This window comes from Limibacillus sp. (assembly GCA_037379885.1).
GTDB lineage: Bacteria > Pseudomonadota > Alphaproteobacteria > Kiloniellales > CECT-8803 > JARRJC01.
Genome location: JARRJC010000070.1, coordinates 1 through 11,647 on the forward strand (window position 1 = coordinate 1; position 11,647 = coordinate 11,647).

The following is an 11,647-nucleotide window of genomic DNA, read 5'->3' on the forward strand; positions in this document are numbered from 1 at the left end:
GCGGCTGAAAGCCAACGTCGGGTTGCCGGTCGGCTTCGCCGTGGGCGTGCTCAAGGACGCCAACGGCGTGATCGAACTGGGCTTCCCGCTATCAGGCAGCGTCGCCTCCCCGGTGGTGGATTACAGCGAGGCCATCAACAAGGCGATCTCAGGGGCCATGGCCTCCCTCTTCCCGACCAACTGGTTCGGCGAGGGCGGCAACAGCTTCGAGATGCAGCCTGCGACTTTCGAAGCGGGAACAACCAACCTGACGGAGGCCGGCAAGGAGGTGGCCGATCACTTCGGCGGTCTCTTCGCCGAGCGGCCGGGGCTCAGCATCCGCGCCTGCGGGCGGGCCGCGCGCGCCGACTTGATCGCCTTCAGGGGCGGCCCGCCGGACAGCGCGCCCGCACCCACAGAGGCCCCGCCGCCCGAAGAAGACCCCGAAGCCGGGGCCGCCGCCGGACAGGGCGCGACCGCCGCGCCGAAGCCGGACCTGCCGGAGATCCCGCCGCCGTCCGAGCAGGAGGTCGAGGCTTTGCTGAAGCTGGCGACCGAACGGGGACAGGCGGTTCGGGAATACCTTCAGGGCGAATATGGCGTCGACCCCGCGCGCCTGCCGGAGTGCCGGACCTCCTACAGCATCGAAGACGGCAACCCGCCGCGCGCGGAGTTCCAGTTCTAGGGCTCCGCCTGGCCGCCCTCCGGAGCCTAGCGTTCCGGGATCAAGCCGCGCGGGGCAAAGCGCATCACCAGCAGCAGGATCGCGCCCATCAGCACGTAGCGGGTATGGGCCGCCCCTGCCTGCAGGTGCAGCGCCAGCCAATGGGTCTCTCCCAGAGGGGCCGTGATGGTCGCCATGAACCAGTTGCCCAAGGGCTCGGCTTCCACCCAGAGGAACCAGATCACGAAGCCGCCCAGGACCGCGCCCCAGTTGTTGCCGGAGCCCCCCAGGATCACCATCACCCATATCAGGAAGGTGTAGCGCAGCGGGATGTAGCTGGTGGGGGTAAGCTGGCCGTCCAGGGTCACCAGCATGGCCCCGGCGATGCCGCAGGTGGCGCAACCCAGCACGAAGACCTGAAGATGACGCGCCGTGACGTTCTTGCCCATGGCGTTCGCGGCCTCGCGGTTGTCTCGCATGGCCCGCATCATGCGGCCCCAGGGCGACTTCAGCGCCCGCTCGGCGAACCACATGACGATGGCGAGCACGATCAGGAACAGAACCGCGTAGCAGATCTTCACAAAGAGGCTGGCCGCCTCGGAGAGGTCCTCCGCGCCAAACCAAGCCGCAAGATCTACGAACCACGCGGCTTCCACCAGATTGACCTCATAGGGCACGGGCCGCGGCACGCCGGTGACGTTCTTCACGCCGCGGGTCAGCCATTCCTCGTACTTGATGACGGCGATGATGATCTCGGAAATGCCCAGCGTGGCGATCGCCAGATAGTCGGCGCGCAGGCCCAAGGCGATCTTGCCGATGAACCAGCCGGCCCCGGCGGCGACGAGCCCGCCGATGGGCCAGGCGATCAGGACCGGCAGGCTGAGGCCGCCGAGATAGCCCGCGCGCGCCGGATCGACGGCTTCGATGGCCTCGGTGGCCGGACCCAGGAAGGCCCAGACGATGAAGTAGCCTGGAATAACGATTGCGATCGAAACCAGAAGTTTCAGCCCCTTGGGCACCATGCGCCGGGCAAAGATAACCGCCGCCACCACGCCCAGCAGGCTGAGCAACGCCAGCCCCAGATCGCCGCCCGCCGCCTTCCAGGCCTCCGGCACGGGGGGCATGGAGATCAGAACGGCGGTCAGTCCGCCCAAGGCCGTAAAGCCCATGATGCCGACGTTGAAGAGCCCCGCGTAGCCCCACTGCATGTTGACGCCCAGGGCCATGATCGCGGAGATCAGGCAGAGGTTCATGATGCCGAAGGCGACATTCCAGCTCTGGAAGACACCGACCCCGGCCAGCACCAGCAGCATGATCGCGTAGTAGAGCGCCACTTGCCGGGTCATATCACCTTCCCCCGGATGATGCCGGTCGGCCTTATCAGAAGGACCGCGACCAGGATGATGAAGGAGACGGCGAACTTGTACTCGGTGGAGAGCAACTGAACCAAGCCCTCCGGCGCCCAATCCTGCGGCCCCAGGTAGGCCAGGAACTTGCGAAAGGCGTAGGTCACGGTGACCTCAGAATAGGCGACGATGAAGCCGCCCAGCACGGCGCCCACCGGCTGGCCGATGCCCCCCAGGATCGTGGCCGCGAAGATCGGCAGCAGGATCTGGAGAAAGATGAAGGGCTTATAGGTCTTGTCCAAGCCGTAGAGAGTTCCGGCGATGGCCGCCAGCGCGGCGGCGATGATCCAGGCGATGGCCACCACGCGCTCGGGATTGATGCCGGAAAGCAAGGCCAGGTCCTCGTCGTCGGAATAGGCGCGCATGGCCTTTCCGGACCGGGTCTTCTGCAGGAACCAGAAGAGGGCCGCCACCACGATCAGCGTGATCACCAGGGTGATGACCTGGCTCTGCTTGATGCCGATCCCCTCCTCCAGGCCGGTGGCTTCCCTGAAGTCGCGCACCGTGATGATGAAGCGGGCCCCGTCGGCGAAGCTTTGGTCGTCGGGTCCGATGATGATGCGGATCAGACCCGCCATGACAAACATCACGCCGACCGAGACGATGGCGAAGACGATGGGGTTGGAGCGCTTTTTCCGGTAGAAGCGGAACACGAAGCGGTCCGTGAGCAGGGCCCAGAGAATCGCGGCCAGGACCCCCAAGGGCAGCGCCAGAAGCGCGGTCGGGAAGGGCGCGATGCTGACGCCCGCGTTCTGAAGTCCCCAGGTCATGAGGATGGTCGCCATGGCCCCGAACGACATCAGCTCGCCATGCGAGAAGTTGGCGAAGCGCAGGATTCCGAAGATCAGGGTCACGCCCAGCGCGCCCAGCGAAAGCTGCGCCCCGTAGGCCGTGGCCGGCACCAGGACGAAGTTGGCGAAAAGCGCGAAGGCGTTGAGGATGTCCATATAACCCCCGATCAGCCGCCCAGGAAGGAGCGGCGGACCTCTTCGTTGGCGAGCAGCGCTTCACCGCTGTCGGTAAACTTGTTGCGTCCCTGGACCAACACGAAGCCGTGGTCGGCGATCTCCAGCGCCTGACGCGCGTTCTGCTCGACCATCAGGATGGCGACGCCAGTGCGCGCGATTTCGATGATCTTGTCGAACAGCTCATCCATGACGATGGGCGAGACGCCCGCGGTGGGCTCGTCCAGCATCAGAAGCGTCGGCTTGGTCATGAGCGCGCGTCCCACCGCCACCTGCTGGCGCTGCCCTCCCGAAAGCTCGCCCGCCGGCTGCTTGCGCTTTTCCTGGAGAATGGGGAAGAGCCCGTAGACCTGTTCAAGGCTGTCGGTGATGTCGTCTTCGCGGATGAAGGCGCCCATCTCCAGGTTCTCCTCCACGGTGAGCGACACGAAGACGTTGCGGTTCTGCGGCACGAAGCCCATGCCGTGGGCGACGCGGTCCTGCGGCGCCATGGCGGTGATGTCCTCCCCATCCAGGACCACCGAGCCCTCGCGGAGCTGGAGCATGCCGAAGACGGCCTTCATGGCGGTCGATTTGCCGGCCCCGTTCGGCCCCACCACCACGGCGATCTCGCCCTTTTCGACCTTGATCTCGCAGTCGTGGATGATGTCCACGCCGCCGTAACCGCCCGTCATGCCGGTGGCGGAGAGAAAGCTCATGCCTCCGACCCTCCGGGTGACTGCGTGGAGGCAGCGGAGGGATGAACCCGCTCATGCTTGCGGCCGGTGCCCAGATAGGCCTCGATCACTTCCTCGTTGTTCTTGACCTCGGTGACGCTGCCCTGGGTGAGGAGCTTGCCCTCGGCCATCACGATGACCGGGTCGCAGAGCAGTTCGATGAAGTCCATGTCGTGCTCGATCATGCAGAAGGTGTAGCCGCGCTCCTGGTTGAGGCGCTGAATCGAGCTGGCGATGGTCTTCAACAGGGTCCGGTTGACCCCGGCGCCGACCTCGTCGAGCAGGACCACCTTGGCGTCCACCATCATGGTGCGGCCCAACTCCAGCAGCTTTTTCTGTCCGCCGGAAAGGTTGCCCGCCCGCTCTTCGGTCAGATGGGGTATCTCAAGGAATTCGATGACCTCAAGGGCGCGCCGTCTGATGCGCTCCTCGACCTCGCGGACCTTGGCGGGGGCGAACCACGCGTGGCGCAGGTCCTCGCCCGGCTGATCGCCCGGCACCATCATGAGGTTCTCGAGGACGGTGAGGCTGGAGAACTCGTGCGCGATCTGGAAGGTGCGCAAGAGGCCCTTGTGGAACAGCGCGTAGGGCGCCAGGCCGGTCACGTCCTCGCCGTCCAGCCACACCTTCCCCGAGGAAGGGGGAATGGCCCCGGCGATGATGTTGAAAAGGGTCGTCTTGCCCGCGCCGTTCGGCCCGATCAATCCCGTGATCGAGCCTTCGGCGATCTCGAAGGAAACGCCGTCCACGGCATGGATGCCGCCGAAATACCGCTTTACGTTGTCGACCCGTATCATGATGCGCAGAAGCGAGAGGCCGCCCGCCGGTCCGTGCCATGAGGCATGGCGGGACCGGAAGGCGGCCTGACGCGTACCGGCTGACGATCAGTGATACTTGACCGTCGTGAACTCGCCGTTCTTAACCTCCGTCTCGCGGAAGCTGCCGGAGGATTCGCCGGGCTCGATCAGCTCCAGCGCGGTGCCTCCGACCAGATCGACATCGCCGCCGTCGGCCAGGATCTGAAGGGCCTTGGCGAGCTCGCCCGGATAGATCTTCTCACCCGGAGCATTCGCCACCTTCATGATGTGGTCCTTATAGACCGCGCTGTCGGTGGTGCCGGCCGACTGCATGGCCAGCAGCAACAAGGCCGAAGCGTCGTAGGCTTCCGGCACGTAGGGATCGTCACCGGCGAAGCCCTTGCCCTGGGCGATCTCGGCCATCATCGCAGCGCCGGGGCTGTCGGTGCCCGGGTTGGTGCCGATGGAGCCGTCGATGGCGCTGCCGAAGTTGTCGGTCAGGGACTCGCCCACCATGCCGTCGGGCAGGAAGAAGCGGTCAAAGGCGCCGGTGTCGAGCGCGGCCTGGATCATGCCCTTTCCGCCCTGGTCGAGATACCCGGCGACGATGAGGATCTCACCACCGGCCGCGGCCAGCGTGGCGACCTCGGCCGAGTAGTCGGCCTTGCCGTCCTCATGGGCGGCGACGGCGGTCACGGTGCCCCCGGCAGCCTCGAAGGCGGCCTGAATGGAATCGGCCAGACCCTTGCCGTAGTCGTTGTTGGTGTAGGTCACGGCAGCCGTCTTGATGCCGCGCTCGCTCAGAATGTCAGCGATGATCTGACCCTGGCGGGCGTCGGAAGGCGCGGTGCGGAAGAAGTAGCCATCGTCCTCGATGGTGGTCAGCGCGGGCGAGGTCGCCGAGGGCGAGATCATGACCACGCCGTTGGGGCGCACGACGTTGTTCAAGACCGCCGTGGTGGCGCCCGAACAGGTCGCGCCGTTGATGCCGACCACGCCTTCGGAGGTCAGAAGCCGCTCGGCGGCCGCCGTGGCGGCGGAGGCGTCGATACAGGTGCTGTCGCCGCGCACGGAGACCACCTTCCTGCCGCCCAGGAAAAGCCCGCTGTCCGAGACCTCTTGGATGGCGAGTTCACCGCCGAGCGCCATGGGCGCAACCAGCGATTCCGTCGGGCCGGTGAAGCCCTGCAGCATCCCGATCTTGACGTCCTGCGCCGCAGCAGCGCCGCTCATCAGCGACGCGGTAAGGGCTAAGCCTAAGATTTTCCTCATTTTTTTATGACTCCCTGTCATTTGTGCCTGATATGGGCTGAGCCGGAGTATACAGACCGGGCCAGCCGATTCCAGCCGTAGCATAAGAGAACTCTCACATGCCGGGTGTAAAAGGGGGTCGGGGGCAGTCGGGCCGTTAGCTCCTCGAGAAGGTCATCTTCTGGTTCTTCAGGGATGCGGCCTCTCCAGTCCAGGCGTAGGCGAGCAGACAGGGCTCGCGGTCCGCCGTGGTGATGCGGTGGTGCTGCCCCGGCGGGTTGAAGATCAGCGAACCCGGCGCATAGACCCCAACGTCGTTCTCCGAGCTGTGCCCGGAAATGCAGATGTAGCTCTCCGTGATGCCCTTGTGGCTGTGCGCGGGATAGGTGGTCTTGGGGGCGAAGAGCACCAGCCCCAGGATGATCCGCTCGCTGACCACCGGCCCGGTCGGTCCCAGCACCTCGGTATAGCCGTACTTGAGCTTCAAGCCGCGCGGCACCTTCTCGTAGCCGTAGCGCCAGGTCAGATGCTGACGCAGGTCTCCGACCGAACGGGCGAGCCGGGCCGTCTTGTAGCCGGTGGCGCTGCTGAGCGCGCGGTCGAGATGCACGCAGACGGGCAACTCCTCGCCGACGCTTTTCTCAACCGGTGGGTCATCGTCGATCACCTTGCCCAGCGCCCTGCGCACCTCCGCCATATGGCTGCGTATCTTGGCGCTGCCGCCGGCCGAGCCGGTCTGGTAGAGCTCCATGAAATCTCGCAGAAGATACTGCCAGTTCGGCTCTGTCGAAAGCGGCATGCAGCCTCCCACCTGTCCTGATTGCCCTACTTGAGAATAGGTCGCTACTCGCGCCGGGGCACGCCCACTCTTCTCAAACCTCTTTGGACTGATCCGCTCTCTTGGCTTCCCGGAGCAAATGCACGATCAGACTGCTCAGACTCCGCTCCTCGGCCTCGGCGCGTTGCGTCAAGTAGGCGAGAAGGTCGTTGGGCAGGCGCAGTTCCACGGGCGTCGTGCGGATGACCACCGGTCTTGTCGGCATGGCGGTTTACCTCCAGAAAAGCGGGGCCCGGAGCTGGTCTCCCTTCACGCCACGACAGCGCGGCGCTGATCGAGCACACCCTGCTGATCGGCATGATAACCGCAGTCGCGATCTTCGTCATTGGCCCCATTGCCCAGAAGGTGACTGCCCGTTTCGACGCGCTCTCCACGGCTTTAGTCGCCATGGGGCCGGTCGACCACAACACCGCCATTGCCCAAACCACCGGCGCGACAGGCTCGGCTGGACAACAGACCAGCGTCTCCGCGTTCATCAATACAAATAGCGGCACCTCGATTGGCAGCGGCTCCACTCAATCGAGAGGACCCCGTTTTCGCTATCTGAGTGAAGTAAGGGCCCGAGGGCGCTAAGATCGGCGCCATGAGACTAAGAAGGGCTCCCTCCACCTCCGCCACGGCAGTCATAGAGCGCCTTGAGGACAAGGCGTTGCTGGGCGCCAGCATGGAGGAACTGTTCGACGCCTGATGCAAAGGCCTTCGCGCGGGCGGCGTTCCCCTGATACGGGGCTTCGTGTCCTTCCGCATCCTGCATCCCCTCTACGAGGCGGCGTCCCTGATCTGGACGGACGAGGGCATCGGCAACCAATTGCATCTGCAAGGCGGCGAGACGCGCGAGCAGTGGCTGCGCAGCCCGCTGCATCTGCTACACAGCAGCCAGCTGCCCTTCCTGCGGCGGCGGCTGGTGGGCCGGAATGCGCAGTTGGACTTCCCCCTGCTGGAGGATTTGAAGGAGACGGGCGGCACCGACTACCTCTGCCTGGGCGTGCCTTTCCAGTCGGATTGGAACGAGGGGGTTCTCTCTTCCTGGCTCACCGATCGCCCGCGCGGCTTCACGGACGGCCACCTGCGCGATATCAGAAGCGTGATGCAGCCGCTCGCCTATGCCCTGAAGTCCCGGATCGAACGGCAGATCGCCGAGAACATCGCCTCGGCCTATCTGGGAAGGACGGCGGGCGAGCGGGTCCTAAGCGGCGCGATCCGCCGAGGCGACGGAGAGAGGATTTCAGGCGCGCTTTGGTACAGCGACCTGCGCGGTTCGACCGCCCTGGCCGAGCGCCTGACACCTGAGGATTTCCTGGCCGCCCTGAACGCCTATTTCGAGGTCGCGCTGCACTACGGCTCCTTCATCTACGGCAACATCGGCACCGCCGACCGTTTGCAGTTCACCGCGATAGGGTCGTCCATAAACGAGCTCGCACGGATACAGGACCTGACCAAGAGCCTTGGCGAACCCCTGCTTGCGAGCGGCCCCTTCACCGAAAAGGCCGGCGGGGATTGGCGCGGGCTGGGCGAGCACAAGGTCCGCGGCCTGGACCAAGCCCTGCCGCTCTTCGCCCTTTGAGCGCGGGCCGGCAACAGCGCCCCGATCCGTCGGTTCAGTCCAGATCGTCCAGGACCTCTTTGGTGTGTTCCCCGCAGCGGGGCGGCCGGCGGCTATAGGACACCGGCGTCTTGGAGAACTTCAAGGGGTTGCCGATGACCTTCAGCTGCCCGTCCTGGAGCGCCTCGTCCGGCATCTCCACCACCATGCCGCGGGCGGCCACCTGATCCGATCCGAAGACGCGGTCGAGGCGGTTCACCGGACCCACGGGGACCTTGATCGCCTCCAGTTCCGAGATCACCCGGTCGGTCGGGATCGCCTCCAGCAGCTCCTGGATCATGGGGATCAACTCCTGCCTGTTCGCGAGGCGGGCGGGGTTGGTCGAGAAGCGGATATCGGCGGACCACTCGGGCCGCCCCAGCCAGGCCGCGAAGCGGGCGAACTGCGTATCGTTGCCGACCGCGATGACCGCGTGCCCGTCCTCGGTCGCGAAGACCTGATAGGGCGCGATGTTCGGATGGCCGTTGCCCCGGCGCTTGGGCACCTCTCCGCTGGTCAGGTAGTTGACGCCCTCGTTGATGAGCCAGGCGACCTGACTGTCGACCAGCGCCAGGTCGATGTGCTGCCCTTCTCCGTGACGGTCGCGGTGGCGCAGGGCAGCGAGAATCCCGGTCGCCGCGTACATGCCGCACATGACGTCGGCGATCCCGACCCCGACCTTCATGGGCTCGCCCTCCGGCTCGCCGGTCAGGGACATGATGCCGCCGTAGGCTTGGGCCATGAGGTCGTAGCCGGGCTTTTGGGCGTTCGGCCCCGTATGTCCGTATCCGGAGATCGAGCAGTAGACCAGCCGCGGCGCTTCCTCGGAAAGACTGGCGTAGTCGAGCCCGTACTTGGCAAGCGCGCCGGGCTTGAAGTTCTCGATCAGGACATCGCAGTCCTGGGCCAGCTTGCGGACCACCGACTGCCCCTCCTCGCTTGAAATATCGAGGGCGATGGAGCGCTTGTTGCGGTTCGCGCAGACGAAATAGGCGCTCAGGTCCGAAGGCGTGCCGTCGCTGTTCCCGACGAAGGGCGGCCCCCAGGTCCGGGTATCGTCGCCCCCGGTCTTGGGGTTTTCCACCTTGATCACGTCTGCGCCCAGGTCGCCCAGAAGCTGGGTGCAGGTGGGCCCCGCGAGGATCCGGCTCAGGTCCAGAATCCGAAGGCCTTCAAGCGGTCCGCTCATTGCTGTTGCTCCTTCCGGGCGGCCGCCTTGGCGTAACCGCCACGCGTCTGCGGTGTCTTGATCCCGAGGGCTGCGCCCGCGACCTGGGTGCGCAGTATCTGCGCGGTGCCCCCGCCGATGGTGAACATGCGGACATCGCGGTACATGCGCTCCAGCGGTTCCTTGTCGCCATAGCCCCGCGCGCCGAAGACCTGGAGCGCGTCGCTCACCACCTTGATCGCCATCTCGGAGGCGAAGAGCTTGGCGCGGGCCGCCATGACCATGTCCGGGAAGGGGCTGCCGTTGGGGCCGCGAGAGGCCGCCGCCTCCTGAAGCAACAGGCGGGCGGCGTGCACTTGGGTATCCATGTCCGCGACCATCCATTGCAGGCCCTGGAACTCCGCCAGGGGCCTCCCGAACTGCTCGCGATCGAGCAGGTATCGCTTGGCGTGCTCGTAGGCGCCGGCGGCAACCCCCATCGCGATGGTGCCCGCCCCGACCCGCTGGGAGTTGTAGGCGTTCATGAGATCGGCGAAGCCGCGCTTGAGGCCGGAGGGCGGGACCAGCATCCAGGCCTCGCCCACCTCCAGGTCGGTGAAGCGCAACTCGGCCTCCGGCATGCCGCAAAGGCCCATGGTCCTCTCCCGGCCGACCACCTCGAAGCCCTTGGGCAGATCGCCGCTGGAAGAATCGGCGTGGACGATGAACCCGCCGATACCGAGCTCCTCGCCCGCCTCATCCAGAACCCGTGCGAAGATCAGGTGCAGCTTCGAGACGCCGCCGCCCGTGATCCAGTGCTTCGAGCCGTTCAACAGGTAGCTGCCGCCCTTCTTGCGCGCCGTCGTCCGCATCTCGGTCGCGGCGCTGCCGGCCTCCGGCTCGGTGATGCAGATCGCGGGCTTGTCGCCGGCGAGCACGATGGGCGCGCAGAACGCCTTCTGCTTCTCGCTGCCATAGGCCATGACCGCGCTGATGCCGCCCATGTTCGCTTCGACCACGATGCGCGCGCTCAAGGTGCAGGCCTTCGCGATCTCCTCGACCACCTGGACCACGTCCAGGAAACTGGCGCCCTGCCCGCCCAACTCTTTGGGAATGGTCATGCCCATGAGCCGGGCGTCCGTCAGGTCGCGCACGTTGTCCCAGCAGTACGCGCGCTCCGCGTCCCAGCGATGCGCCCGCTCCGCAAAGACAGGGGCGAGTTCGCGCGCCCGGGCAAGGAGTCGGTTCGTCATGGCCTGCCTCAATCTCCATCGAAAGGAAAAGGCAGCATAGGTTGACTGCGTTCGGGCGCAAGCCTTGTCCGGCGGGAATTCAGGCCGCGAGCGCGAGGCGACCTCGGGGCCGCCTCCGTCAAGTCAGCCAGACGGGCGGCTCCTTGGGCGCAGAGCCGGATTTCGCCGCGGCCGCGCAGTCGGCAAGGCTGCCGAAGCGCACCTCCCGTCCGCAAAGACCGGGCGCGTAGTGCGCGTACTTGCCGGAGTTGGTCATCAAGGTCCGCGCCTGCGGCGGCAGCACGGGCTCGGTGATCGAACACCAGCAGATGTCCGGCACCACGAGGACGCCCGCCTCCTCCAAACGGGACAAAAGCCCTTCGGCTTTGGCCGCCGCCTGGACGCCCCGGCCAAGCGTGATGATGACCGACACCCCCGGATGCCGCTTCGCACCCTCCATGAGTTCAGCGAAACGGCGGGTCTCGGCCAGAGAGAAGTGGGGGCTGCCCAGGGACACCAGTTCCACGGCTTGGCCGCCGCCATTGAAGCCCTGCCAGGCTCGCAGCAGATCCTGCTTCGTGATGCGCAGCCGCTCGGCGTTCGGCGCAGGCGACAGGCCGCCTTCGGGAGTGACCCCCGCGACGTGCAGCATCGGGGCGGCCGAGGTGGTGCCGAAAGCCGCGCAGAGCGCTCTCAGATCGTCCTCCGAAGGGGCTGAGGCCTCCAGACCGGTCAGCAGCGGGATCCTGTCCGGAGACTTCTCCCCGGCGAGCCAGCCGAGCAGGGGCCAGAAGGCGTCGTCGTGGCCGTCCGGAAGCGCCACCTCGATCACGCGGCGGGCCAGCCGGTTTTCCGCCAGGTAGACGCCCGCCTCCGGTGCGCGGCCCGTCAGAGCTATGCAGAGGTCCAGGAAATCCGGGTGCTTGGCCGTGCGCGCGCCCAGCACGCTGTTGGCGTAGATCACCGCGTTCGATTCCGACCAGCCGATGTCCTCGCCCGCGCCTGGCTTGTCCTCGAGGTGATAGGGCGCGCAGGTGAAGCTGGGCTTCGCGCCCATGTGGAGATAGGCC

General features: G+C 66.1%; 13 protein-coding genes. 3 read left to right on the top strand and 10 right to left on the bottom strand.

What is annotated here, in order from left to right:
* Window positions 1-664 (top strand): hypothetical protein (locus P8X75_13820; GenBank protein MEJ1996260.1); only part of this gene is annotated, 664 nt, incomplete at its 5' end.
* Window positions 665-690: 26 nt separating this feature from the next.
* Here the strand turns inward: P8X75_13820 and P8X75_13825 are convergent.
* The 7 genes from P8X75_13825 to P8X75_13855 form a co-directional block, all read right to left on the bottom strand.
* The gene (locus P8X75_13825) at window positions 691-1,989 is read right to left on the bottom strand and encodes a branched-chain amino acid ABC transporter permease (protein MEJ1996261.1); all 1,299 of its coding nucleotides are present in this window, start codon (window positions 1,987-1,989) and stop codon (window positions 691-693) included.
* A complete protein-coding gene (locus P8X75_13830) occupies window positions 1,986-2,996 on the bottom strand; it encodes a branched-chain amino acid ABC transporter permease (protein MEJ1996262.1) in 1,011 nt (336 codons plus the stop codon). Before P8X75_13830 ends, P8X75_13825 begins: the two co-directional genes overlap by 4 nt.
* An 11-nt stretch (window positions 2,997-3,007) precedes the next feature.
* Window positions 3,008-3,712: an ABC transporter ATP-binding protein gene (locus P8X75_13835; protein ID MEJ1996263.1), complete on the bottom strand. Its 705-nt coding sequence runs from the start codon at window positions 3,710-3,712 to the stop codon at window positions 3,008-3,010.
* On the bottom strand, window positions 3,709-4,527 hold the full coding sequence (locus tag P8X75_13840) for an ABC transporter ATP-binding protein (GenBank protein ID MEJ1996264.1): 819 nt from the start codon (window positions 4,525-4,527) through the stop codon (window positions 3,709-3,711). Before P8X75_13840 ends, P8X75_13835 begins: the two co-directional genes overlap by 4 nt.
* Window positions 4,528-4,614: 87 nt before the next feature.
* Window positions 4,615-5,799 (bottom strand): ABC transporter substrate-binding protein, encoded by a 1,185-nt coding sequence (locus P8X75_13845; GenBank protein MEJ1996265.1) that lies wholly within the window; start codon window positions 5,797-5,799, stop codon window positions 4,615-4,617.
* A 136-nt stretch (window positions 5,800-5,935) separates the two neighbouring features.
* Complete coding sequence (locus P8X75_13850) at window positions 5,936-6,577, bottom strand: dimethylsulfonioproprionate lyase family protein (protein MEJ1996266.1); 642 nt, start codon at window positions 6,575-6,577, stop codon at window positions 5,936-5,938.
* A gap of 73 nt (window positions 6,578-6,650) precedes the next feature.
* A complete protein-coding gene (locus P8X75_13855; GenBank protein MEJ1996267.1) occupies window positions 6,651-6,821 on the bottom strand; it encodes a hypothetical protein in 171 nt (56 codons plus the stop codon).
* On the opposite strand from P8X75_13855, the gene P8X75_13860 reads away from it, so the two are divergent.
* Both P8X75_13860 and P8X75_13865 read left to right on the top strand, forming a co-directional pair.
* Complete coding sequence (locus tag P8X75_13860) at window positions 6,812-7,189, top strand: hypothetical protein (protein ID MEJ1996268.1); 378 nt, start codon at window positions 6,812-6,814, stop codon at window positions 7,187-7,189. The genes P8X75_13855 and P8X75_13860 overlap by 10 nt on opposite strands.
* Window positions 7,190-7,349: 160 nt before the next feature.
* On the top strand, window positions 7,350-8,180 hold the full coding sequence (locus P8X75_13865; protein MEJ1996269.1) for a hypothetical protein: 831 nt from the start codon (window positions 7,350-7,352) through the stop codon (window positions 8,178-8,180).
* Between the two features lie 34 nt (window positions 8,181-8,214).
* On the opposite strand, the gene P8X75_13870 is transcribed toward P8X75_13865, so the two are convergent.
* The 3 genes from P8X75_13870 to P8X75_13880 form a co-directional block, all read right to left on the bottom strand.
* Window positions 8,215-9,387 carry a CoA transferase gene (locus P8X75_13870; GenBank protein MEJ1996270.1) on the bottom strand — a complete coding sequence of 391 codons (1,173 nt, stop codon included), beginning with the start codon at window positions 9,385-9,387 and terminating at the stop codon, window positions 8,215-8,217.
* Entirely contained in the window at window positions 9,384-10,598 is a 1,215-nt protein-coding gene (locus tag P8X75_13875) for an acyl-CoA dehydrogenase family protein (GenBank protein MEJ1996271.1), read from the bottom strand. Before P8X75_13875 ends, P8X75_13870 begins: the two co-directional genes overlap by 4 nt.
* Window positions 10,599-10,716: 118 nt before the next feature.
* The coding region (locus tag P8X75_13880) for an aconitase X catalytic domain-containing protein (GenBank protein ID MEJ1996272.1) at window positions 10,717-11,647 on the bottom strand (931 nt) is incomplete at its 5' end.